The organism is Gilliamella sp. B2785 (genome assembly GCF_026537005.1).
In the GTDB taxonomy this organism is placed as follows: Bacteria; Pseudomonadota; Gammaproteobacteria; order Enterobacterales; family Orbaceae; genus Gilliamella; species Gilliamella apicola_E.
The window spans coordinates 171541-197851 of sequence record NZ_JAFNNC010000002.1 but is presented as its reverse complement, the minus strand read 5'-3'; the positions used below and the strand labels follow the sequence as shown (position 1 = coordinate 197851).

The window sequence follows — 26311 nt, the reverse complement described above, 5'->3', positions numbered from 1 at the left end:
TAGTTATACATAACGTCCATTAGTTAAACAGTTACAATCACTCATGATTTTATGAGTTGTTTGATATGCTTGGGAGATTATCCATTCAGGCGTCTTTTCCCAATATTCAGGCCGAAATGTTTCAATCGAAACCATTCCTGTGTATCCCATATCTTTTAATGTGATTAGAAAATTATTTAAATCGAGTACTCCTTTATCGCAAAAACGACGTAATGCTTGAGATAACTGTTCATCAGGTGCGTCGTCACCATTATTTATATGTACAGCAAAAATTTTATTAACAGGAATTTGTTTTATTATTGAAAAGTCGTTCAAACGGTTGTATAGATAAAGATTAAAAGAATCAATAACTAACCCAACATTATCTTTATCTACTGCTTTTACTATTTGCCAGGCTTGTTCAACAGTTCTAACAGAGCTGCGATTAAAACCAACCAATTCAAAGCAAAGTTTAATGCCATAGGGCTTAGCTAAATTTGATAAGTGAGATAGGATTCGTACTGAATTTTTATAATTATCTTCCCATGAACCAATAAATGGCCCGCCATCGGGATTTCTTTGTAATGGGGGAACAATAATAAAATATTCAGATCCAATTATTTGCGCTATTTCGCATCCCCAGATAAATTCTGCTACTAAATTTTGCTCCTGTTGGCTTTGAGAACCATCAAATAATGTTGAAAATGTATAAAGTGCATTTAATGCATGAGGTTTTAAGTTATTTTTTTCAAAAAATTGCTTTAATTCATTTATATCATGATCTTTTAGATATTCATGAAGCATATCTAACCTTAGTTCGATAAAATCAAAGCCATTTTTTTCACACAAGACTAAATCTTTATCTACACTAGAGCATTTCATTGCATTTGATTGATTGTATCCAATTTTCACGATAGCACTCCTAATCTAAAGGAAACTTCACAACTTTATTGCTTTGTGTACTTCGATAAATTGCTTCAATCAACTCAACAGTTTTTAAACCAGCAAGCCCATCAATTAAAGGAGGTGTATCGTTTATTATTGAATTGAGAAAATCTTCAATTTGAAGTTGATGATAATAGTACATGGAATCAACACTATTAAAAAAATCACAATCTTCTTTTTTCCATGTTTGTAACAGATCTTCCTCACCTTGAATTGTCCATAAATCATTATATGGGGGCTCAGTAATTGAAGATACACCAGCAATAAACATTGCACCTCCATCAGTTTGTACTCCAATAGAAGCTCCATTTTCACCATGGATATGTACTTTTCCATATAGCGCAGGATTTTGAGAATTACTTACTAACACATTACCTATACCACCATTCTTGAATTTAATAATTGCAACGGCTGTATCTTCGACTTCGATATAAGGATGATTTAAGTTACTCCATAATCCATAAACCTCTTCTACTTCACCCATGTACCATAAAAGTAAATCCAGTTGATGAGGAGCTTGATTGACTAAAACGCCTCCACCTTCACCTTTCCATGTTCCTCTCCAAGGATCACTCTCGTAGTAAGCCTTATCACGCCAACCTAACATTGTTACTGTTCCGATGATTGGTTTTCCGATTTTTCCTTCATCAATTGCTTTTTTTATTCTTAAACATGGTCTATAAAAACGACGTTGACATACGGTTCCGACTTTAGCTTTTCCGTTTTTGGCAGCAGATAATATTGCATGAGAATCGGCTAAATTTGATGCTAAAGGTTTTTCGACAAGAATATGGCATCCTAAACTTGTTGCAGTTATGGCGACCGATGCATGGATAGGGTGAGGAGTACAAATACTCAACATCTCAATCCCTTCATTTAAAATCATTTGCTCAACATTATCATAGGCTTTAACACCATACTGTTTAGCAAATTCTTGAGCTCGTGATAAGTTCTGATCACAAACAGCAATAAAATTAGATTGTTTTAAATTCATTAATGCTTTTGCGTGAAAATGTCCTACTTTTCCACAACCAACAATAGCTGTTTTTAAATTTTCCATTCAATAAAATCCTCCAATGTTACTGGTAACTTATTGATTCAAAAAAAATGAATCAATTTTTTTCAATTATAAGATTAATCGAATAATAAATTATTTGATACCGGTCACATTTTTGGAAAAATTATTTTCTATTTATCAAATTAAGGATTAACTCGGCATAACCAAAGGATTATATTTTTTTGAAAGTAAATCAATTTCTATATCCATCACTGATTATTAATGGTTCATCAAACATGAACGTCAAGAAATAAATTGAAAAATAGTTTAATAGTATGCAAAATGGTAGGAGTTTAAGGGCATAAGCGATAAGGTGCCTGATAAGTACTTTTCAATAGATTCAAAATAATCATTTCAAAAATAAGAATGTTCATTATTTATGTATCATTTTTTGCTCTAAAAAATAGTTTTACACAAGTAACGCTATTTCAGAATTAATTATCAATTATTGGAGCCATTATGAATATTGTCGAAATTTCACAAAAACGTTATACCACCAAACATTATGACAAAACGAAAAAGATTCCCCAAGATAAGATTGAGCAGTTATTAACTGTTTTAAGAAACAGTCCGTCATCGGTCAACTCTCAACCGTGGCATTTTTATGTTATTGATAATGAAGCGGCCAAAAATAAAATTTTGCCGGCAATAGCTGATTTTAATCAACCACGTGTCACCGGCTCATCACATACTATTGTTTTTTGTATTAAAACCCCGTTGGACGAAGCCCATTTAGTTAATCTCCTTAATCAAGAAGAGAAAGACGGCCGTTTACCTTCGGCGGAATTAAAGGCGTCTCAAGATCAGGGACGACGTTATTTTGTAAATTTAAATAGCAAAACACCTGAATCACAACAGTGCTGGGAAGGTAAACAAGCCTATATTGCATTAGGGCAATTGCTTTTTGCTGCTGCAGCAATTGGTGTTGATTCTACCGCAATAGAGGGTTACGATTCTGCTAAAATGGATGAAATTTTAGGTCTTAAAAGCAAAGGATTGAAAAGCATTGTGGTTGCAACGTTAGGTTATCGTGCTCAAGATGATGGTAATGCGCATCGTCCAAAATCACGACTGCCGAAAGATCAAATCTTCACCTTTTTATAATCTGATTAACATCCCACCTCGTATTAGGTGGGATGAGTAAAAAAGGTATGTTTTTATTTCACTGAATAATTTTTATAGTGTTTCAGTTTCTCTTCCAGCGCTTGTTGTTGTTCTAAACTAAACTCGTTATAAAAAAAGTAATACCCCGAACTCTCTTGTATGAAAAACACATAACCTTTTGATGTTTTATCTATTTTATGAAATTCAGCATAGTTAATATTAAAAGATCCAACTGTTTTTTTGTAATTGAATGTTAGATGATCATCATAAAAAATACAGGTCATACTGCCAAAGCGTTCATTCAATGTTAAAACCTGCTTTTTTGATTGTTTTTTAAAATTAGCCAAAAATAAGGTAAGTAATAAAATAGGCAGTATGAAAATTAGTACTGATAAAGTAGGATTTTTTGGAAATAGCAACAAACTCAAAAATAAAAGGATAGTAGATAAAATAAACATCCTTTTTCTTGAATTTCGAAATTGATAACAAATAAAAGCATATACTTTTTGATAGTCAAATTGATAATTTACCGTTGCTATTTCGGGTTGTTGGTTTTTGTTTAAATAAGGAGCCAGATAATCTTTTAGCAGCAGTAACTCATCCGGTTGAAAAAGATCATAACGAACAAATTCAAAAATAATCTTATTACTAAAAAAAAATAATCCAGTTGTGGTTTCTTTTATTTGATACAAATCAGAGTAATAGAAAGTACTGACTTCGTTTTTATCTCTATTTAGCTGTACTATTTTTTCATTATCGAAGGTGAAGGTAAAATTACGCATATTATCAGCAATCGAATCATCTAATTGTTCTGCAAAATCATTATCTAAACAATCTAGCAGTGCGTAATAAGTATCAACTAAATATTGTCGATCAATGTGGCAATTAACGGTGATATTACTCATCCTTGCTCCTAAAATGGTCTTTATCACTAATACTGTCAATTTAATTGATTATATATAAAACTGAGTAAATTGTATGTAAAAAACAAAACCGACAGTGAATAAATCTAATCAATTCGACAAATAACCCTAGACCCCATTGACAGAATCGTTACAATATACGGCATGACTTTTATAGCAAGTAAAATTAACTTGGCTATGATTAATTTAACAAACGGATGATGTTTTATGGCGCAATATGTTTATACCATGAATCGTGTTGGGAAGATTGTTCCTCCTAAACGTTATATTTTAAAAGATATCTCATTAAGTTTTTTCCCCGGTGCCAAAATTGGTGTTCTTGGCTTAAATGGGGCAGGTAAATCGACATTACTACGAATTATGGCAGGAGTGGATACCGAAATTGAAGGTGAAGCTCGTCCACAGCCGGACATAAAAATAGGTTATTTACCGCAAGAACCTAAACTTGATCCTAAACAAACTGTACGTGAAGCAATTGAACAAGCCGTTGGTGATGCCAAAAAAGCATTGGCTCGTTTAGATGAAGTTTATGCGGCTTATGCTGATCCAGATGCTGATTTTGACAAATTAGCCAAAGAACAAGCCGAACTTGAAGCCATTATACAATCGCAAGATGCGCATAATCTGGATAATCAATTAGAACGAGCTGCTGATGCACTACGCTTGCCTGATTGGGATGCAAAAATCGAAAATTTATCGGGTGGTGAACGCCGTCGAGTAGCGATTTGTCAGTTATTGCTGGAAAAACCAGACATGTTATTAATTGACGAACCGACTAACCATTTAGATGCTGAATCTGTCGCATGGTTAGAACGCTTTTTACATGACTATGAAGGCACGGTGGTCGCCGTAACCCATGACCGTTATTTCTTAGACAATGTTGCTGGTTGGATTTTAGAGCTAGACCGTGGTGAAGGTATTCCATGGGAAGGTAATTACTCTTCTTGGCTTGAACAGAAAGATCAGCGACTAGCGCAAGAAGCGGCAACTGAATCCGCTCGCCGTAAATCGATTGAAAAAGAGCTTGAATGGGTGCGTCAAAATCCGAAAGGGCGCCAAGCAAAAAGCAAAGCCCGTTTAGCCCGTTTTGAAGAGCTTAATAGCAACGATTACCAAAAACGTAATGAGACCAATGAACTCTTTATTCCGCCAGGGCAACGTTTAGGTGATAAAGTCATTGAAGTCGCTAATTTAACTAAATCATATGGCGATCGAGTATTAATCGATAATCTCTCATTTAGTATTCCTAAAGGGGCGATTGTTGGGATCATTGGTCCAAATGGTGCGGGTAAATCGACGCTATTTAGAATGCTATCGGGTAAAGAACAACCAGATTCAGGAACTATCACATTAGGTGATACCGTACAACTTGCCTCTGTCGATCAATTCCGTGACAGTATGGATGATAATAAGACTGTTTGGGATGAAATTTCAAATGGACAAGACATCATGCGTATTGGTAACTTCGAAATCCCAAGCCGTGCTTATGTTGGTCGCTTTAATTTTAAAGGTGTGGATCAACAAAAACGAGTTGGTGAATTGTCTGGTGGTGAACGTGGTCGGGTGCATTTAGCTAAATTACTTCAAGTTGGTGGTAATGTACTATTACTCGATGAGCCAACCAATGACCTTGATGTTGAAACACTGCGAGCGCTTGAAAATGCGTTATTAGAGTTTCCGGGCTGTGCATTAGTCATTTCGCATGACCGTTGGTTCTTAGACCGCATTGCAACTCATATTCTCGATTACCAAGACGAAGGGCATGTTGAGTTCTTTGAAGGTAACTTTACCGAATATGAAGAGTGGAAAAAACGGACTTTAGGCGCGGAGGCACTTGAACCTAAACGAGCCAAATATAAACGAATTACAAAATAACTTCATAAATTATTCCGCCGAAAGTTATCGGCGGATTTATCAATCTCTAATCAATAAAGATTTAAAGCAAGGATTTAGATGTCTTAACCAACTTAGCAAAAGTATCGGTTAATAATCTTGGAATTGCTGTAATACCTCGAGCTTTAGCATCATCACACACTGCAATAGCCAAGTCTGGTTTTGAACTTTTGTGGATCGCCTTTTGAATAATCTTGGGTACCGACATATCAATATGAGCAACGGTATTATAAGCAGCTAATTTATAGACATGACTAAAGCCATGTTTGAATAAAAAGTTTTCAATATCACGCGCGGGTAATACAGTAATATAATCGTTTAGATTTTCACCTGGAGCACATTGTGATTGCACGGTTTCGGCATATTTTTTTCCAGCCATATCGCCATCAGTAATCACGTACCAACGAATGCCCATTTTATTTGCATAATGGATTAATGGTTTTAAACCACATTGCGCAAATTCTAACAATTGAATTCCTTCCGAACTTAAGTGATAACCACTTTGTTCTGCGAGCTCTCTTAATAACCACACTTCAGTTTCACCCTCAACCAGTAACCAACAACGGGCAAATAGGGCTGTAGGGCGTCGATAAAGGACATGGAACAAAATGCGTCGACTATCGGCAACACTCAATGAATGAGGTGAAATGTACTTAGTGACAATTTGATCTGGAAGCCGGATTAATCGATAAATACTCTCCAAAGGAAATAACGACACCAAATCACTTGAATTAGAGGTAATAATTTTTTGAGCCGGTAAATTTTTCAATAATCGAAAGCCAACCGATAAAATTATTGGATGTAGCTGACTTTCTGGCTCTTCCAAAATTAAAATAGGGACTGAACTGTGTGATAGTGGATTATCACCCTTAGCATTAACAATGGAACCAAATATACCTAAAAGGGCAGTACGTAAATAATCATTATCCAAATCATCCAAAATATTATTGATGCGCTCAAGAGAATTCCAATCTTCTATTTTTGGACTATTTTTTTGCGCCATTTTTTTATAATTAGAACGTTGTTGATAATCAACAAAATAGTATTCTAATAATGAACGAGCAGCTTGTAACCCTCGATTAAGTTCAGCTTGGCTCAATTGCTCTGAGTGGGCTTTTAACTGTTCGGAAAGCTGGTCAATAAAGTGTTGTGATAAAGGTTGATTAGTAACAGGTAAATCTTTAGCATTAATCGAATTTTTAAGCGGCATCACTGGATTCAAATTAATTAAAATAGCAATTAATAACTTAGAATCATCTAATTTTAACAACTGTCCGTGCTCATTTAACAAATGATGCTCAGTGATAATACTATCACCACTTTTTTGAGCACTCATTTGGTAAGTAATTCGATATAAATTATCTAACTGCGAGCTATAGCTAACGGCTTGCAAAGGTTGATAAGCTTGTTCATTTAATTGATTTGGATAGGATTCACAATAGACAACATTTATTGAGATATGATTACCATCATTATCATTATCATAATAGAAATCTGAATCGACAAACTGATAAAACTTATTATCTAGAGTTAGCAACTTTAACGCACTAAGTAAACTTGATTTCCCCCATTGATTTTCACCAATTAAAACGCTTGATTTAGCGTTAAGTTTTAACGAAAGTTGCTTAATTCCTCTAAACCCTTTGATATCAATTTGTTCAATAAACATGACATATCCTTATGGTTAAAGTTGGTACTTTTCAGTTCGTTTCGCAATGCGCTCAGCTTTACGCTTAGCACTATCAATTAACTTATGCTCATCACGTACAATGGCTTTAATGGGTTTATTAAAATAGCTTCTTAAAAAACGCCAAATATCTCGCTGAGTTAGCCCAATATTAATTGATGAAAAGTAAAGTCCAATTAAATCTTTATCACGCCAACGCGTCGGGACTTTATCACGTGTTTGTGCTCGATGAAGATCAATTACAGAAAGTTTTATTTCTTCACTATTTTCATATAACGGTAAATCCAACAAAAAATGACACAAATAACAATCACGGTGATTCACACCCGCGCCGTGCATTTTAGCGGTCATATTAGCTAAATAAATAGTTAACGAACGTTTTAAATGATAGCTAGGTGGATTGTCTAACCATGGTCGAGTAAAATCCTCTAAACTAATGGTTGGATTAAGATCTTTAGTAATAATAAACGAATGCCGAGTAAGCGGATTTAATCCCTTGCGCCCAAAAGCGCGCCCATCCATCGTATTAACACCAACTTGCTCTAAACGATGAATTGCATCCCACTCTTGTTTAGCATCTAGAACTGGCAAACGTAAAGAAATAAGGTTTTTTACAATCTCTTTAACCGTGCTGCCACGATGAATTTTAATAAAATAAGATTCACCATCCAACTCAAAATTAAGGGTTTTTCTTTGTTTAACCGCACGATAAACTTTACCTGAAATTAATTCAACTTCAGTGAATGGATCTTTACCTAACCATAACTCTTTAAAGGGTGATTTTAGTTTGATTTCATTCATAACGACATCCTAAAATAATGTCTGCTGCGCGTTGTGCTAGATGATATAAATCTTCACTATCACCATAAGCAATCGCATGATTATGCCAATTACCCCATTGCTCCTTATCACTAATAGACCGTTCTAACGCTTGATTCAATGTGCTTTGATCATAAGGTTCTGGCAGCACAATGCCGGCATTAGCTTGGCTGATATGATAAGCATACCCAGAAATACCCGACACAATCACCGGTACCCCAGCCGCTAAAGCTTCAATCAATACCATGCCTGCGGCTTCTTGCCTTGCCGGATGTAACAAGAGATCAGCTGAAAATAAAAAATCAGGAATATCATTACGACCGGAGAAAAAACGCACTTGTTTACTAATGCCTAAGTCATCTGCTAACTTCTGATAAGGTTCAGGATTATCCTGTCCTACGACCAGATAGCTAACTTTCTGCCTAAGCGCATCGGGTAAAGCTGCAATAGCTCTCAAAGAACGGTCAACCCCCTTACGTTTAAAATCTGACCCAATTTGCACAATTACAAAATCATCTAAGCTAATTTGATTAGCTTGTCGAAATTGTTCACGTTTTTTGGGGCTATCAGCACAATATTTTCGATCTAAAGCAATCCCTGGCGGTAATAAAAAAAATCGCTCATCTTGGGTATGATAGTGATTCTTAAAATCTTGAATTTGTTGCTTAGTGAGCACCATGATTTTAGTTTGTGAACTTCGCGAAAATACTGAATTTTCAAATGCTAAATAGTGCTTGCAACGTTTCGATAATCTATAAAAAAAGCCTTTATGAGCGACTTTTTCAGCAAAACAAGTATCTCCAGCAAAATAGACATCCAAATCAGGCATTTTATTAAAACCCACCACACAGTTTACTGGATTAGCTTGTATGTGAGCCTTCACCCAATGATAATAGGCTTGATTTCGGCTATGGTTAGAGAATCCTTTTTGGGGCACGATAATAATATCAATCCCAGCTGGCTTATCACCTTGCCAGTCCAATACATAAACACGGATCTGATGTCCACGAGCTTGGCAAGCGGTAGCAATTTGCAAGAAATCACGTTGTAACCCGCCAAAAGGGAAATATTTATAAATACAAAAAGCTAGTTGCATCTAGATTGCCTCAAGTCAGAAAGGAATATTATATACTCACTCTTGATTGATGCGCAAAGCTTGATTTTGCCTACAAGGATGGTTAAGACTATTTATAAATTCCAGTATTTAAGAGTGAAATAGTAAAAACTAAATAGAATCTGAAAGCGATTTTAACGGTTAGAATCGCAAATAATTATCTTTTCATTTCTTATTAACAATATTAAAAGAACTAAAAAATAAATGATTGTTTTAGACATGTTCAAAGCACTTTATATCAAAGTAAATTCATAGCTAAAACTATTTTTCTGAAGAGAATCTAACAATATTTTTTATAAGCTTACAAAAACCTATATTTTATATTATATTAGCAAACTTAGTTTTTATTAATGGATAAGAGAAGATTAGTATGAATAAGGACATTTTTTTTAATAACAAATATGTTATTTTATTTCTCTTTCTCGTTGTGTGCTTCACATGGGGAACGACATGGATTGGAATAAAAATTGCAGTTGAAACTGTTAACCCTTTGTTAGCCGCTGGTCTGCGCTTTGTTATCGCATTTCCTTTTTTAGTATTAATTACAATTATTGCTAAATCACCAATACTGTTTCCTCGAAAATCATTCCATTTTTTTCTACTATTAACGTTATTTTATTTTACCATTCCTTATTATTTAATTAGTTTTGGTGAACAATATGTATCGTCAGGTTTAACCTCATTGTTATTTAGCACCATGCCGATTTTTTCAATTATTTTCGCTAAGATAATCTTAAAAGATAAAATATATATAAATCAGGTAATAGGTATTACAGTGGGATTTTTATGTTTGATGTACATTTTAATCTCTGAAGGTTTTATTCTTTCCTATAGCGATTTTTGGGGCGTAATATCCATACTATTAGCGGCATTGATGCATGGTTTTTTATATGTTTACTCCAAAAAAGCTGGCGAAGGTATAAATGTATTTACCTTCAATACCCTACCGATAGGCGTTGCGGGCATCGCACTTTGTTTGTTAAGTTTTACTTTTGAAGAAAATAATTTTCAAACTATCTCGTTAAATAGCTGGTTAGCATTAATTTATCTCGGTATTTTTGCATCCGTATTTGGCTTTATTGCTTATTTCTTTTTATTAAAACGAATGAGCCCGGTAGTATTGTCATTTATTTTTATTATTTTCCCGGTCGTTGCTATTTTTATTTCATCGATTTATGAGCATAAAATCATTTCAACTAACTTCATCATTTGTACAATCATTATGTTGTGTGGGTTTGCTATAACAAAATTACCTGTCAATGTTTTTAAAAAGTGGATAAAGAGCGACAAAAAAAGAGACAATCAATAAATCGTTACTTCAACAAAAGGTTAACTTGATTTTTTGATTCAGACATCGATTGACTTTGAATGGTTTTAACACTTATCAAAGTCAATCCTTATCTACTATGATTGAATCCTGTTTTATCAACACTTTTTAGGTAACTAATCTATAGCAAGTTGCAACTAAATGATTGATAGCAAAGTTAAGCTATAGCAATATTATAACTCAAAGCGATAAGTGTCATTAATTGCACTACCTTGTGCACCAAATTGGCGTAAATTATTATCAACCGCATTCATCGATTGCCAATGGTTTTCGCACCAATCAGGGGCAAGTAGGGTGGGTTTGCGGGCATTTGCGGAGATACGGTGGTATAAAATATTGGCAGGGGTTTGCCGAATAATATCACCAGCAATATCGACATACTGCTCTAAGGACAATACATCAAGCCGACCCGCACGCCATGCTTTAGCCATAATACTACCTTCTACAATATGTAGTGGATGTAGTTTTAAACCATCAACACCGCTATTTAAAACACAATCTAGCGTAATTAAATTATCTTGCTTAGTTTCTTTAGGTAGACCAATAATTAAGTGAGTACAAACTTTTATACCAAGTCTACGCGCCTTTTGAACGGTTTGATGATAAACATCGAACGTATGTCCACGATTAATACTGTGTAAGGTTTTATCATGAGAGGTTTGTAAGCCAAGCTCCAGCCAAACTTCAAAGCCTTTAGCATGATAACTGGCAAGTAAATCGAGCGCTTCATCCGGCATACAATCAGGGCGAGTACCAACACAAAGTCCAACAATATCGGCATTATTAAGTGCTTCTTCATACATATTTTTGAGTATTTCGACTTCGGCATAAGTACTGGTATAAGCCTGAAAATAAGCAAGATAGCGCTTAGATTTTTTCATCTGATGCGCCTGTTGGGCAAGTTGCTGTGAAATGGTTTTGACTTGAATCGACTCATCGATAATCGATGCGACATTACAAAAGGTGCAACCGCCTACACCGATAGTTCCGTCCCGATTAGGACAGCTAAAACCGCCATGTAAGGTGAGTTTATAGATTTTTTCGCCATAACGGCGTTGCAGGTCAGCACCAAACGTATTGACCACTAAATGAAGTTGCATAATCAGCCAAAAATAAAATTTTGCCTATTTTACGAAGCGAATGAGTTAAATTCAACCGATGATAAATTTTTATATACAATTGACGTAACTTTAGTCGGCTTTTCTTTAAGATGTTTTGAAACGAACACTATGGTGTAACATATTATGCCGTAATAAGTTTTATTGATGATTTTTAGAATCGCAATATTTTCAAAGCTTAATACTGAGAAAATTATACGAGTAATCTAATCTTTTTATTTTTCTGTACCTAGAAAATAAGATGTTTCAGTTTCTACCTTACTATCATCTTTCCAATCTTGGATATCTCTTTCATATTGTATTAATTCGACCTGATCACCTTTTTTATAATTGCGTAATTGAAAGGCTTTTTCTAATCCTACTTCTAACTCGTAAGGTTTATCATTGGGTAAAAAACAACCATGATCTGCGCGCCCCCTCTTTTCCGATTTGGTAATTAACACCTTGATATCAAATACACTTTTTTCATGTTCCTGTTCGCCTTCGCCAATAGAAAAAATACCGTGTTGTGGATCTTCTAATAATGTCCCGGTTAGCAAACAGAGATTTTGGAAAGAGGCAGTAGCTATCTGACTGAATAAAATACAAATAATAAAACTTATTATGCGGCAAATCGTTTTCATAGCGTTAATAGACTCGGTAAGACAAATTTCCAATATTATTCAAAAAATTTAATTAAAAAAAAAGCGTTTTTTTGTCTAGTCCTGATACTTTTACAAGTCGTTTGATTTTTTATTAACTGGCTAAAAAACAATAATTGCGATCTTCTGCTTTACTATAAATATTTTTTATAATTCAAAAAAAGGATTGAAATCGTTGGCTGATTAAGTAAGGATATTCGTTATGCTGTTTTCCATACTTGAAAACAATAATTAAGTCAAAAAGTCAATGTAATCCAAAAACAAGGAGTCAATATGTTTAGTAAAGAAATGACTATTGCCGATTATGATAAGGAATTATGGGACGCCATTAAGGGTGAAGAGCAACGTCAAGAAGATCATCTCGAATTAATTGCCTCCGAAAACTATACCAGTCCAAGAGTGATGCAGGCACAGGGTACTCAATTAACTAACAAATATGCTGAAGGCTATCCAGGTAAGCGTTATTATGGCGGTTGTGAATATGTTGATATTGTTGAGCAATTAGCGATTGAACGAGCCAAAGCGTTATTTGGTGCAGATTATGCCAATGTACAACCACATTCAGGATCACAAGCGAATTTTGCCGTTTATATGGCATTGTTAAAACCAGGCGATACTGTGTTAGGTATGAATTTGTCGCAAGGTGGTCATTTAACTCATGGTTCACCAGTTAGTTTTTCCGGTAAACTCTATAATGTGGTTGCTTATGGCGTTGACGAAACTGGGCATATTGATTATGACCAATTAGCGAAAACGGCCTTAGAGTCAAAACCGAAAATGATCATCGGTGGTTTTTCAGCTTACTCAGGCGTGGTTGATTGGAAGCGTATGCGTGAGATTGCTGATAGTGTAGGCGCTTTCTTATTTGTAGACATGGCACACGTGGCCGGCTTAGTAGCAGCAGGGGTTTATCCAAATCCTGTCCCATTTGCGCATGTAGTGACAACCACAACGCACAAAACGCTTGGCGGACCTCGTGGTGGACTTATTTTGGCCAAAGGTGGCAGTGAAGAACTTTATAAAAAATTAAATTCAGCTGTATTCCCTGGCGCACAGGGTGGTCCATTAATGCATGTCATTGCTGCCAAAGCAGTTGCATTAAAAGAAGCGATGGAACCAGCATATCAAGAATATCAAAAACAAGTTGTTAAAAATGCTCAGGCGATGGTTGATGTAATTATCAAACGTGGCTACAAAGTCGTGTCTGGCGAAACCAAAAATCACTTATTCTTAATTGATTTGGTTGATAAAAAGATAACCGGTAAAGAGGCTGATGCCGCTTTAGGTAGTGCTAATATCACCGTCAATAAAAATAGCGTACCTAATGATCCACAAAGTCCATTTGTGACATCTGGCGTTCGAATTGGTACACCAGCCATAACTCGTCGAGGTTTTAAAGAAGAAGAATCTCGTGAATTAGCCAACTGGATTTGTGATGTATTAGATAATATTGATGATGAACAAGCGATTCAAGCAGTTAAACAAAAAGTTTTGGCAATTTGTCATCGATTACCTGTTTATCAACATTAATATTCTCGCCGACGTTATGTCGGCGAAATTATTATAAAATATTAGTTTTGAGTTGTTTTTTGAGTCATTTGTTGCTGCTGCTTAACATAATTGGCAATATCATCTTTAAACAATACTGCACTGCCAACAAGTAATACACCAACTAAGATAGCTGACCAAAATATTATCCGTGCTTTTTTATTACGTTTTCTTAAAGGATCACTTAAGTTTCGTTTAGCATTGGCTGGTAATTCGGCCTTACTGGTCAGTAGCCCACCAAGGAGTAAATTGATTTTTACTTGTCCATTGATTGCCCAACCTGAAGCTTCGAGCAATGGACCTAATGTTCTTCTTCTTAATTTTAACCAAGCTAAAATGACTGATGGCCCAGATATAATTAAGAATAAACCTAAAATCACCAATGGAAATTGCCACCAGGAAAGAGAAAAAATAGCCTGAAAAATGGTAGCTAGTGCAGTACCAATCGCGCCTATTGCTAAGCCAATCGCAGCAAATATGCCAACACTCTTACCAATATCAAATTTATTTTCTGGACTTTGCACAGCTTGGGTACTGGTCTTTTCAATATCTGCGTCTTTATTGCTTGCCCATTTATTGATCTGTTCCGTGATTAATCGACCAATACGTTGATAAGGTGCCCAAATTGCTTGTTGAATACTAATTGGCTTACTAATCATTTTGACCACATTAGCATCCCAATCATTACCAGCATTATCAATAAACACCCCATTACGGCCTTCCATTAATAAATCACCTTGTCCGGCGGTTATGGCAGCGACAATCGTCTGTTTTTGACCTAGCCTTGTACATTCACAATACAGCAAACATAGCTCTGAATAATTTGCCATTGTTGAATGTTTAGCGATGTTTTCAACGGCAACACAAAGCGTAGCACAGCGACCATCAATATAAAGCTTGCCTAATTGAAAAGCGGCATAATGGTCAAGTGAGAAGAACTCGGCAAATGAAGCAAAGTTAATCAATAAACGATAAAGATGTTTTTGAAAAAGTACTAACTTTTCTAACACAAAAACATCCGAAGCTGAAATAGGCGTTTTATTATCTTGTTCGACCATTTTCTCAAATTCATCTAATAAATTATCATTGATAAAATGAGTGATCTGATCGGCGGGAATATCCTCAATACTCGCCGTTGGTTTAGTTGCAACACTTAACTGCTCTATATCGGGTTTAGAACTAATTAATGTCGCGTAGGCATCAAGACTAGTTTGAATATTTTGCCACTCTTGTTGTGTTAAATGATTTGGATCGGATAAGTGAGAAGCCACTAAAGCCCTAAATCGAGTGATTTTACTTTTCCAAAGTGGATTAAGCCCATTAACGAGATCCAATGAATTATTAGTATCAATCTTAGATAAAGGCAGTTCAGAAAGCGCTTCATCTGAAAGTAATCCATTTTGAGACGGGACAATATATTTCTCATCAACATTTAATGCCGTTTGTGCTTGAGGCGCATATTGAGCTAATTCAACACGAAGAAAATAATCATCAATTTTGGGTTTGAGCTCTTGGACTAATTTCCATATTTCTGAGCGATTTTCCCCAAAAGGTGTTTGGGTATTGCTGATATTAGTTTGCCACGCTTGCCAGCTTTTTAGATTTTTAACAAAAGTTTGGGCTATTTCCAGATTTATCCCATCTTGCCCACTCATATCTTTTTGCCCGCCAGTAGTCTTAATGGCTGTTTGGATAAAGCTTTGTATTTCAGGCGATAACTCAGCAGAAGGTGGAAAAATCAAATCACCATTGTAGAGCTTGCTGGCATTAATTTTTAGTGATTGTTGGACATCATCTTGAGTCAAATAATCGGCTTGGCTTTTATTTAAATTGGCCAAAATACTATGCGCTGTAACTAATAATTTTTTACCTTGCTCGGTTGAATCATCAATTTGTGATAACGACAAAGTTTCGGATGATTGAATAATAGTATCGAAAGAGACGATTTTATCTTTTACCCAACTAATCGCATCTAAAATATCAGGAATACGGATGCGTCCATCTTTATCAGAATCTAATAACTCTAATGTTCTTTGATCAAAATCTAAACCGGTAGTCGGGCAACTTAGTGCAACCCATAATTTTGGATCTAAATTGGGCAAATTGATAATGTCATTGGCATTTTTTAAAACGACTTGATCTAAACCACCAACACGCTGAAATGTCCAAGTATGACTCATAATCACCTCCATACTGAAATATTATTAATTTATTCAATTTATTAATAAGTATAGCAGTATTTATTTTTAGAAGAGAAAAGGAATGCTCATATTTAAGAGCTGTAATATATCTTTGATAATTGATTGCCAATTGCAACTTTATGATAGAATAACGCCTTATTATTTAATATCCAAATAAAAAATATGTCATTAATAAATCTTACCAATGCTTATCTGTCATTTAGTGATGCACCACTACTTGACCATATTGATATGTCGATTGAAATCAATGAACGAGTCTGTCTTGTTGGTCGTAACGGTGCAGGTAAATCAACACTGCTAAAAGTACTTAACAAAGAAATCCCATTGGATGAGGGGCAGATCGTTTATGAAAGTAACGTTGTTGTCTCTCGATTACAACAAGATCCGCCTCGAGATATTCAAGGTAATGTTTTTGACTTTGTAGCTGAAGGATTAAAAGAGCAAGCTCAATTATTGAAAGATTATTATGCATTATCACATTTGGTTGAAACGGATCCAAGTGAAAGTAATCTATCTAAGTTAGCTAAAATGCAAGAACAGCTTGATCACCAAAACGGTTGGCAACTGGATAATCGTATTCGTAATGTTATTTCTTCACTATCGTTAGATGGCGACGCCTTATTATCATCATTATCAGGTGGTTGGCTACGTAAAGCGGCATTGGCAAAAGCCCTCGTTTGCCAACCTTCAGTTCTATTACTAGACGAACCAACCAACCATTTAGATATCGAAACCATTAAATGGCTCGAAGAGTTCTTAAAAAGCTTTAATGGTAGCATTGTGTTTATATCGCATGACCGATCTTTTATTCGGCAGATGGCGACTCGGATTATCGATTTGGATCGCGGTAAAGTCGCCTCTTGGGGTGGCAATTATGATAGTTATTTACTTGGTAAAGAAGAGGCATTACGCGTCGAAGAGCTGCAAAATGCGGAATTTGATAAAAAATTAGCACAAGAAGAAGTCTGGATCCGCCAAGGAATCAAGGCCCGTCGAACACGTAATGAAGGACGTGTTCGAGCACTTAAAGCCATGAGGCAAGAATACTCACAGCGTCGCCAAGTTATGGGTAGCGCTAAAATGCAAATTGAAGAAGCATTACGTTCAGGAAAAATTGTATTCGAGCTGGAAAATGTCACTTATCAAATTGAAGATAAACGACTGGTTAATGACTTTTCCGTGCAAGTATTACGAGGCGATAAGATCGCTTTAATTGGACCGAACGGTATTGGTAAAACGACATTATTAAAACTAATGTTAGGCAGCCTAACACCAACATCAGGAAGTGTGCACTGTGGAACCAAACTCGAAGTTGCTTACTTTGACCAGTATCGACTAGAACTCGATCCCGAAAAAACTGTGATGGATAACCTTGCAGAAGGTAAGCAAGAAGTGATGGTAAATGGTCGTTTAAGACATGTGCTTGGTTATTTACAAGATTTCCTCTTTCCGCCAAAACGTGCTAGAACCCCAGTACGAGCACTATCTGGTGGAGAGCGCAATCGTCTATTACTCGCAAAACTCTTTTTGAAACCAAGTAACTTATTAGTACTTGACGAACCAACCAATGATCTTGATATTGAAACGTTAGAGTTATTAGAAGAATTGGTTAATGATTATCAAGGAACGGTTTTACTTGTTAGCCACGACAGACAATTTGTTGATAACGTGGTGACTCAATGTTGGTTTTTTGAAGATCAAGGGCGAATTGGAATTTATGCTGGTGGTTATACTGACGCATTACAACAACAAGCGCAATCAATGAGTGCACAAGTTACAAACAGTAAAAGTCATGAATCGGTTAAAAATGACCCAGCAAAAACGGAGAAAAAGAAGGTAAAATTAAGCTATAACGAACAACGTGAATTGGCACAGTTACCCAATAAAATTGAAGAACTTGAAACAGCGATTGCTGATTTACAAGCACAAATTGGCCATAGTGACTTCTTCAATCAACCGCATGAAGTCACCAGCCCAATATTACAATCTTTAGCCGATAAAGAAGCGGAACTTGAAGCCGTGTTCGAACGTTGGGAACAATTAGAAGCATTAACACAATAAGCGCTCACTATGAGCGCTAATTTACCAAGTCTTTCTTGAAATAAAGCAGAAAAGTATAAGTGTCAAAATCACAAAAATAGCACCGACAAAGCCAATGTAATGGGTAGACAAATAGACTAATACTTGGCTACCCACAAAAGCGCCTCCACCAATACCGATATTATAAATACCGGAATAAACCGAAGTTGCAATATCGGCAGCATCAGGTGCTGCATCAATCACTTTACTTTGCATCACCATACTAATAACGGTAATCGAAAGCCCCCAGACCATCCCTTGTAATATTGCGGTAATAAGGCTGAACGAACAAACATAAAGCGATAATAGACAGATTATTAATAGTAGTGCAGGAACAACAAATATCGCAACAGGGTGAGCATCAGCATACCTAGCAAAAATAACGCTACCAATCATCCCTGAAAAACCAACGGCTAATAACAAGTTAACTATCACGTGCTCATCAAAACCGCCAACATTAATCATAAACGGCGTAATATAAGTATAAGCCGTAAAATGACCAGTAATCATAATTGCCGTTAACAAATAAATATTTAGCAATACAGGGCGTTTAAGAACTTTAGGAATATCTTTGACTAAAATCTTGTTCAAACTTGGTACAGAAGGTAACAAGTAGAGCAGCGATAACATGACACAAAAAGCAATAAAACCGATGCATAAAAAAGTTACACGCCAGCCAACCAGTTGCCCAATCATGGTTCCAATTGGAATACCTAAAACAGTTGCCATTGAAGTACCAACCACAATAAAGCCCATGGCTTTAGCTTTTTTACCATTTGGCGCTAACCGAACCGCTAAAGGCGTCGTAATAGCCCAAAACACAGCATGAGCGCAGGCAATACCAATCCTCGCAACCATTAAACTGTAAAAACTCCAAGCAAAGCCAGCAAGGATATGGCTACCAATAAACAAACAAAACAGAAAAATCAAAAGTTTTCGGCGATCCATCCTTGACGTTAAAACCGTTAACGGCAAAGACAACAACGATACAGCCCAAGCATAAATCGTTAATAACAACCCAGCATGAGCAACATCCATCGAAAAACTTTCGGCAATATTGGGTAGCAACCCAACCGGTACAAATTCTGTTGTATTAAATATAAATGCAGCAAAAGCAAGGCAAAAGATCGATGACCAGATTCGAGACCGGTGGTTAACTTTTCTCATGATTAGTTTTAAGAAGGGATTGATATTTAATAGCGTGATTATAGCTGAATATGTTTTACGATTAAACAGAGAAAGCAAATAAATAATAAGATCAAATTAAATCATTTAACCACAGTACTGCTTTAATGGATTATAATATTACCACCTAAATCATTCTTCGATTAACTATCATGAATCAAATTCTTATCACAGTTTGTCTATTAACCTGTAGTAATATTTTTATGACTTTTGCTTGGTATGGGCATTTACGCTTTTTGCATAATCAAGCTTGGATTGTGGCTGTATTGGTTAGTTGGGGGATAGCATTATTTGAGTATTTGCTACAAGTACCTGCAAACCGTATCGGCTTTCAAGTCGCCAGTGCGGGGCAATTGAAAATTATTCAAGAAGTGATTAGCCTATCTGTATTTATTCCGTTTTCAATTTACATATTAAAAGAACCATTCAAAACTGATTACATCTGGGCGGGGCTATGTCTACTTGGTGCAGTTTTTTTTATGTTTAAAGATAAAATTTTAGCATAATACCAATCTACAGCACACAGGATGATATTGGTTGTTAACGCCTAACAACCAATATCATTTCGACTATAACGCCTTAAATGAAATATCCGGTAAAATGGTTTCACCTTGCCAATAAAGCTGACTAGCAACTTGTGCGGCAATATGACAATATAGCTGGGTAAACTCACTATCAGGATGACTAATAACCGTCGGCTTGCCGGAATCTAAATCTTGACGTAATAAACGGTGAAGAGGAATCTGACCCAGTAATTTCGTATGATATTTTTCAGCCAAATGCTTAGCCCCCTCCTCACCAAAAATCGCTTCGTGATGCCCACAATTTTCACAGATGTGATAACTCATATTTTCGATAATACCAAGGGTAGGGATGTTAACCTTATTAAACATCACAATCCCTTTTTGGGCATCAATTAAAGCAATATCTTGTGGTGTGGTCACAATCACAGCAGCAGTAACCGGGATATTTTGGGCTAAAGTTAATTGAATATCTCCTGTTCCAGGTGGCATATCCATAATCAAATAATCCAGTTCAGGCCAAAGCGTATCTTCCAAAATCTGACACAATGCTTTACTTGCCATCGGTCCACGCCACACCATAGCATTATCAGGCTCAACCAAATAACCAATAGAATTACTCGCAAGACCATAGGCCATTATTGGTGACATATGTTTATTATCCGGTGTTACTGGTTGCTCTTTTTCGGTGCCGAGCATGGTAGGAATAGAAGGACCATAAATATCCGCATCTAAAATCCCCACTTTAGCCCCTTGCTTTTGTAATGCTAAAGCTAAATTAACCGCGGTTGATGATTTACCAACTCCACCTTTGCCCGAACTTACCGCAATAATATTTTTAACATTATTGATAGGATGATTATTATTCGCCCGCTTTAACGTCGCAATATTATAGTTAATCTTCCAATTAACCTTTTCAACGCCATCCAACTTAAGTAACTGAGGTGTAACTGTTGTTTTTAGGTCTTCAAAGCCAGTTTGCCAAGCAAAAGGCATCACTAAGCTAATTAGCAGTTCTTGGTTAGCCTGTTCACATTGAGTAATTGCGCCAAGCTCAATCAAATTTTTGGATAAAGTGGGATGAGTAAAATTCTCTAGAATTTTTTTTGCTTCCATGGTTATTAGCCTTAACTGTTATCAACAAGTTTTATACTCATATTGCTTCAAATAGATATGATTATCGATATTGTTTTAACTTGATAAGAGTGCTCCCTCTTTCTGATAGAATGATATCCATTCCCAGCACAATATCGCTCAAAGTATATAAAGAATTTTTATCAAATTATGGCATAAATCTGGCGATAATCCCACGATTGATGTACTATTTCCGCCATTATGTAATAAAAGGTATTAATTCAATATGACAACTCAACGCAAAATATTGGTAACTTGTGCGCTTCCTTATGCAAATGGTGCAATTCACTTAGGTCATATGCTCGAACATATTCAAGCAGATGTATGGGTACGCTATCAACGTATGCGTGGCAATGAGATCTATTTTATTTGCGCTGATGATGCTCATGGTACGCCAATTATGCTTAAAGCACAGCAATTAGGCATCACCCCGGAACAGATGATAGATGAAGTTAAAATTGAGCATCAACGTGATTTTGCCGGTTTCAATATTAGTTACGATAATTACCACTCAACCCATAGCCCTGAAAATCGGGAAATATCGGAAAAGATCTACAAACGATTAAAGGCTAATGGCTATATTAAAACCAAAGTAATATCACAACTATTCGATCCCGAAAAAAAGATGTTTTTACCGGATCGTTTTGTTAAAGGGACTTGTCCTCGCTGTAAATCACCAGACCAATATGGCGATAACTGTGAAGTTTGTGGTGCAACTTATAATCCGATTGATTTAATTAATCCGCAATCAGTGGTATCGGGTGCAACGCCGATCATGAAAGATTCAGAGCACTTCTTTTTTGACTTGCCAGCGTTTTCCGATATGTTACAAGCGTGGATCCGATCAGGAACATTGCAAGATCAGGTGGCTAACAAAATGCAAGAGTGGTTTGAAGCAGGCCTACAACCATGGGATATCAGTCGTGATGCGCCATATTTTGGTTTTGAAATTCCCGATGCACCGGGCAAATATTTTTATGTTTGGTTAGATGCGCCAATCGGTTATATGGGATCATTCCTCAATTACTGTAATAAACACAACAAACCGATTTTTGATCAGTTTTGGAATAAAGATTCAACCACTGAACTTTACCATTTTATTGGTAAAGATATTGTCTACTTCCATAGCCTGTTTTGGCCGGCAATGTTAGACGGTAGCGAACATCGAAAACCTTCTAATATTTTTGTGCATGGCTATGTCACTGTCGACGGGGCGAAGATGTCGAAATCACGTGGTACCTTTATTCAAGCAAGTACCTATTTAAAACATTTAGATCCTGACTGTTTGCGTTACTATTATGCAGCCAAACTCTCGCCACATATCGACGATATTGATTTAAATTTAGAAGATTTTGTGCAACGGGTGAATAGTGATTTAGTCAACAAAGTGGTGAATATTGCATCCCGTTCGGCTGGTTTTATCAGTAAACGTTTTGGCGGTAAATTATCCGACATTCTTGCAGAGCCGGAACTTTATGCTTTATTCGTTGAAAAATCAAAAGTCATCGCTGATTATTTTGAACAACGTGAATCCGGTAAAGCGATTCGTGAAATTATGGCATTGGCTGATGAAGCAAATCGTTATATCGATGAAAAAGCACCATGGGTGGTGGCTAAACAAGAGGGACAAGATCAAGCATTACAAGATATTTGTTCTATGGGTATTCATCTATTCCGCATTTTAATGACCTATTTAAAACCAGTCGTGCCGTCATTAGCGGAGCGTAGTGAGGCGTTTTTAAACAGCCAATTAACCTGGGACACGATTGATAAACCATTAACTGGGCACACGATCAACCAATTTAAAGCCCTGTTTAACCGTATAGATATGGATAAAATTACTGCTATGATTGAAGAAACCAAAACTGCTTTAGCAACACCTGCCAAAGAAAAAGTGGCAGAACCTATTGCTGATACTATCAATTTTGATGACTTTGCCAAAGTTGATATGCGTGTTGCGTTAATTAAAAATGCCACGGTGGTTGAAGGGTCGGATAAATTATTGCAGTTAACACTGGATATTGGTGATGAAACTCGCAACGTATTTTCCGGTATCAAACAGTTCTATCCTGATCCTGCGGTTTTAGTTGGTAAACTAACCATAATGATCGCTAACTTAGCGCCGCGTAAAATGCGCTTTGGTATCTCAGAAGGCATGGTACTTTGTGCAAGCGGTAAAGATGATAGTGAAGGTGTTTACCTATTATCACCAGATAGCGGGGCAAAACCGGGTATGCGAATTTCGTAATCCTCTAAATTATCGACATCTTAACAAGTTAAATGCTTGTTAAGATGTATTTAGGATAATATTGGCATTGTAAAATTGGCTCCCAGCATAAACAATCCAACTCTCAACTTAAAAGGCTTTTGTGGTGTTTTATATCAAAAAAAAGTTGAGGAGTGGGGTTTTTGGGGTTCTAAATTCTGTTTTGAAATATTGTCCCAAATAAATAATTCCGCTTTAACTGTGGTGCTTTTTAGTAGCTGTGTTTTTCCATCAAAAAAAGTTGAGGAGCGGGGTTTTTGAGGTTTTAAATTTTACTTAAAAAATTATTCAAATATCAAAATCACTAAATTTCTAATTCAAAGCCCTAAAATAAAATTTTCAGGATCAAGTGCTCTAATTTTAAAGATTTGTAATTGCAATATCTTCAATTAAAACAGCAAGAAATCAATTATAGCTTAGATCATTTTTAGATCCTATTTACAAAAGTTAACGTAAATGAGCGAAAAAAAGTGTTGCATCGTGTTTTTCCAATCACTATACTTTTTACACGGTTTTAGCTAATAGGCTAAAATTTGATAAAAAAGTATAAAATTGTAAATAAATCAAAAATTACTTGACAGGGTAGTCTAAAATGCATTATAATTTTCAACAGGCAACAGGCAACCTGGCCAACCTATCTTTTAAATTCATCTAAGTCCAACACCCAGTTTAAATTTTTCAATAAAACTTATTTTTCCACGCAATTAAGTGAAATTCTGCGAATTTTCGCGCGATCGCTTCCGCGCTCCTCTTTCCGATCCTTTTCCCAATTATCCCGGCTGATTGTTTTTTTCGTGGCCTTTTTCCTTCCTTTTTCGAGTCTTGCATTGACATCACAGACAACTAGGAATGCGATACAGGGTAGTGCACCTTATCTGACTTTCGACGGTGGTCGTACACGTGCGGTTGATGTTAACGGTCTGCTTGGGATTACTTTATCTGACGGAACTAGGTACACGCCTTCAACCAATACTTCATCTTCTTCAGCACCAATCTCTTTGCCGGTTGTGGGTCAGAGTTTTGCTGATATTCGTATGTTCGTTCCTACTGATACTAATTCAGTCGCTTTGAGTTCTCTTATCGGTCCTCCTAATAATTATTGGGGGGATGATGATGGTGATTCTGGCGTTACAGCTACAGGTTCTTTAAGTTTATCTATCGTCGATAAAAACAATCAGTCAGTATCACGTAATTCCGTGCTAACAATTTGTAAGGCACCTTATAGGATTAAGTTATCTAGTACTGACGGTGCATTATCTACTCGTTACGGATTTCCTAATCGTAGTACTTTCGGTACCAGTAGTGAGACTTATTACGTCAATCCTAAGGCTTCGCCGGTGGTTTGTTTTGCTAGGCCTAACTTAAGGTATGGTAAGCGTGGTCATGATAGTTCTCACCCATCTTGGGATTTTGCTGGCTCCTCTTGGACATGGGACCCTGCTAAGGGTTTTCTCACTCGGTCAACAGACCCATCCTCTTACGGTAGAAACTTTCCTACAACTGGTGCTAATGGATTGTACTTTGATTTAGATATTAGTGGTAGTAGTCAGCCATTGTCTTGGTCTTCTGTTTCTCAGGGTGGTATCACCGTCACAATGTCTCGTTCTAATGCTACAAGCGTACGCGTTACTTTAACGGGTCCTTACGCTACCGAATCCCAGATTAATTCATCCCGTCCTGATCGTGTATCCACTCCATCTTTACCTCAGACTTTCGAGTTGGTCGGTCGTGACAATAATGGTACTCCAGTTGTTAAATATGGTTTTACTTTGAAGCAGTGGTTCGTGAGCCGTAGTTTTAAGAAGGGCTATTCTCCTTATTACTCATTTTGGTGTAATAGTATTGATTATCGAGTGCCTCGCGTAGAGGATTTAACCAATGCATATTGTCCTTCCACCGATACTACTAACTGTTGGCGTTATCCAGCCGGGGCCTACCCTTACTCATCTGGTAATTATTACCAGCGTATTATTGATGCTGGTTTTTTCAGTGAGTGGGGCATCATGGCCCATTACTCAGGCGGTGGCTTCAGCAACTTTTGGTACTTTACTAGTGACGTGTTTTCTACTTTTTCTCATTTTATCGTGCACTCAGACTACGGTAATATAAGTTGGCACTCACTCAACTTCTTCGAAGCCTACACACTTTGCGCCTATCCTTAGTTTTTATTTCTTCGTCCTTAATCTTTAGTGCCGAGGGTTGGGGATGAGGAAAAATAGTATTAAGTCATTAAAAGTAAGCTTCGAGTCAATGTCGTTTAGCCATAAAACGCGATTTTGTGGCTAAGGGACGTTTGAATTACCCGCTTAGGCGGGTTTATTTTTGAGGCGATTTTATCGCAAAAAAAGTTGAGGAGTGGGGTTTTTGAGGTTTTAAATTTCACTTAAAAATTATTAAATGATCCAAATCACTAAATTTCTATTTCAAAGCCCTAAAATAAAATTTTTGAGGATCGATCGCTCTAATTTTAAAGATTTGTAATTGTAATATATTTAATTAAAACAATAGCTAACAAATTATAATTTAGATCCTTTTTAGATCCTCTTTACAAAAATTAATATAAATGAGCGAAAAAAAGTGTTGCATCGTGTTTTTCCAATCACTATACTTTTTACACGGTTTTAGCTAATAGGCTAAAATTTGACAGAAAAGTATAAAATTGTAAATAAATCAAAAAATTACTTGACAGGGTAGTCTAAAATGCATTATAATTTTCAACAGGCAACAGGCAACAGGCAACCTGGCCAACCTATCTTTTAGATTCGTCTAA

The 26311-nt window shown here is 36.2% G+C and carries 19 protein-coding genes; 8 read left to right on the top strand and 11 right to left on the bottom strand.

From position 1 onward, the window contains the following. Nucleotides 1-3 precede the first annotated feature (3 nt). Nucleotides 4-891 (bottom strand): sugar phosphate isomerase/epimerase family protein, encoded by an 888-nt coding sequence (locus tag J3U24_RS03170; RefSeq protein WP_267336740.1) that lies wholly within the window; start codon nt 889-891, stop codon nt 4-6. Nucleotides 892-901: 10 nt separating this feature from the next. After that, on the bottom strand, nt 902-1984 hold the full coding sequence (locus J3U24_RS03165; protein WP_065734238.1) for a Gfo/Idh/MocA family protein: 1083 nt from the start codon (nt 1982-1984) through the stop codon (nt 902-904). Nucleotides 1985-2440: 456 nt separating this feature from the next. Here J3U24_RS03165 and nfsB point away from each other — a divergent pair, with 456 nt between their 5' ends. Further along, nucleotides 2441-3085 carry an oxygen-insensitive NAD(P)H nitroreductase gene (nfsB, locus tag J3U24_RS03160; RefSeq protein WP_267336742.1) on the top strand — a complete coding sequence of 215 codons (645 nt, stop codon included), beginning with the start codon at nt 2441-2443 and terminating at the stop codon, nt 3083-3085. A 53-nt stretch (nt 3086-3138) separates the two neighbouring features. On the opposite strand, the gene J3U24_RS03155 is transcribed toward nfsB, so the two are convergent. Beyond that, on the bottom strand, nt 3139-3990 hold the full coding sequence (locus J3U24_RS03155) for a YcxB family protein (RefSeq protein WP_065734239.1): 852 nt from the start codon (nt 3988-3990) through the stop codon (nt 3139-3141). A 225-nt stretch (nt 3991-4215) separates the two neighbouring features. On the opposite strand from J3U24_RS03155, the gene ettA reads away from it, so the two are divergent. Further along, on the top strand, nt 4216-5883 hold the full coding sequence (gene ettA, locus J3U24_RS03150; protein ID WP_065562273.1) for an energy-dependent translational throttle protein EttA: 1668 nt from the start codon (nt 4216-4218) through the stop codon (nt 5881-5883). Between the two features lie 61 nt (nt 5884-5944). On the opposite strand, the gene J3U24_RS03145 is transcribed toward ettA, so the two are convergent. From J3U24_RS03145 to J3U24_RS03135, 3 genes are read right to left on the bottom strand one after another with little or no spacing between them, the layout of a single operon-like run. Continuing rightward, on the bottom strand, nt 5945-7570 hold the full coding sequence (locus J3U24_RS03145) for a DUF2813 domain-containing protein (RefSeq protein ID WP_267336743.1): 1626 nt from the start codon (nt 7568-7570) through the stop codon (nt 5945-5947). Nucleotides 7571-7585: 15 nt separating this feature from the next. Next, the gene (rfaP, locus tag J3U24_RS03140; protein WP_065734242.1) at nt 7586-8389 is read right to left on the bottom strand and encodes a lipopolysaccharide core heptose(I) kinase RfaP; all 804 of its coding nucleotides are present in this window, start codon (nt 8387-8389) and stop codon (nt 7586-7588) included. Beyond that, complete coding sequence (locus tag J3U24_RS03135) at nt 8382-9503, bottom strand: glycosyltransferase family 4 protein (protein ID WP_267336744.1); 1122 nt, start codon at nt 9501-9503, stop codon at nt 8382-8384. Before J3U24_RS03135 ends, rfaP begins: the two co-directional genes overlap by 8 nt. 388 nt (nt 9504-9891) lie before the next feature. Between J3U24_RS03135 and J3U24_RS03130 the strand changes: the two genes are divergently transcribed. Beyond that, nucleotides 9892-10830: a DMT family transporter gene (locus tag J3U24_RS03130; protein WP_267330084.1), complete on the top strand. Its 939-nt coding sequence runs from the start codon at nt 9892-9894 to the stop codon at nt 10828-10830. Nucleotides 10831-11021: 191 nt separating this feature from the next. Here J3U24_RS03130 and J3U24_RS03125 read toward each other — a convergent pair whose 3' ends face one another. Further along, nucleotides 11022-11948 (bottom strand): TIGR01212 family radical SAM protein, encoded by a 927-nt coding sequence (locus J3U24_RS03125; protein ID WP_267336745.1) that lies wholly within the window; start codon nt 11946-11948, stop codon nt 11022-11024. Nucleotides 11949-12181: 233 nt separating this feature from the next. Then, nucleotides 12182-12589: a DUF1218 domain-containing protein gene (locus J3U24_RS03120; RefSeq protein WP_065734244.1), complete on the bottom strand. Its 408-nt coding sequence runs from the start codon at nt 12587-12589 to the stop codon at nt 12182-12184. Nucleotides 12590-12880: 291 nt separating this feature from the next. Here J3U24_RS03120 and glyA point away from each other — a divergent pair, with 291 nt between their 5' ends. Then, nucleotides 12881-14137, top strand: a complete 1257-nt coding sequence (gene glyA / locus J3U24_RS03115; RefSeq protein WP_065562266.1) for a serine hydroxymethyltransferase — start codon at nt 12881-12883, stop codon at nt 14135-14137. A gap of 41 nt (nt 14138-14178) precedes the next feature. On the opposite strand, the gene J3U24_RS03110 is transcribed toward glyA, so the two are convergent. Beyond that, complete coding sequence (locus J3U24_RS03110; protein ID WP_267336746.1) at nt 14179-16335, bottom strand: hypothetical protein; 2157 nt, start codon at nt 16333-16335, stop codon at nt 14179-14181. A gap of 183 nt (nt 16336-16518) precedes the next feature. Here J3U24_RS03110 and J3U24_RS03105 point away from each other — a divergent pair, with 183 nt between their 5' ends. After that, nucleotides 16519-18417 (top strand): ABC transporter ATP-binding protein, encoded by a 1899-nt coding sequence (locus J3U24_RS03105; protein WP_267336747.1) that lies wholly within the window; start codon nt 16519-16521, stop codon nt 18415-18417. 21 nt (nt 18418-18438) lie between these two features. Here J3U24_RS03105 and J3U24_RS03100 read toward each other — a convergent pair whose 3' ends face one another. After that, entirely contained in the window at nt 18439-19602 is a 1164-nt protein-coding gene (locus tag J3U24_RS03100) for a sugar transporter (RefSeq protein WP_267336748.1), read from the bottom strand. Between the two features lie 170 nt (nt 19603-19772). On the opposite strand from J3U24_RS03100, the gene J3U24_RS03095 reads away from it, so the two are divergent. Next, a complete protein-coding gene (locus tag J3U24_RS03095) occupies nt 19773-20126 on the top strand; it encodes a DMT family protein (RefSeq protein WP_065734248.1) in 354 nt (117 codons plus the stop codon). A gap of 63 nt (nt 20127-20189) precedes the next feature. Here J3U24_RS03095 and apbC read toward each other — a convergent pair whose 3' ends face one another. Next, complete coding sequence (gene apbC, locus J3U24_RS03090) at nt 20190-21257, bottom strand: iron-sulfur cluster carrier protein ApbC (RefSeq protein ID WP_220225078.1); 1068 nt, start codon at nt 21255-21257, stop codon at nt 20190-20192. A 244-nt stretch (nt 21258-21501) separates the two neighbouring features. On the opposite strand from apbC, the gene metG reads away from it, so the two are divergent. Beyond that, on the top strand, nt 21502-23523 hold the full coding sequence (gene metG, locus J3U24_RS03085; RefSeq protein WP_267336749.1) for a methionine--tRNA ligase: 2022 nt from the start codon (nt 21502-21504) through the stop codon (nt 23521-23523). 812 nt (nt 23524-24335) lie between these two features. Then, the gene (locus J3U24_RS03080; protein WP_267336750.1) at nt 24336-25703 is read left to right on the top strand and encodes a hypothetical protein; all 1368 of its coding nucleotides are present in this window, start codon (nt 24336-24338) and stop codon (nt 25701-25703) included. Nucleotides 25704-26311: the final 608 nt, after the last annotated feature.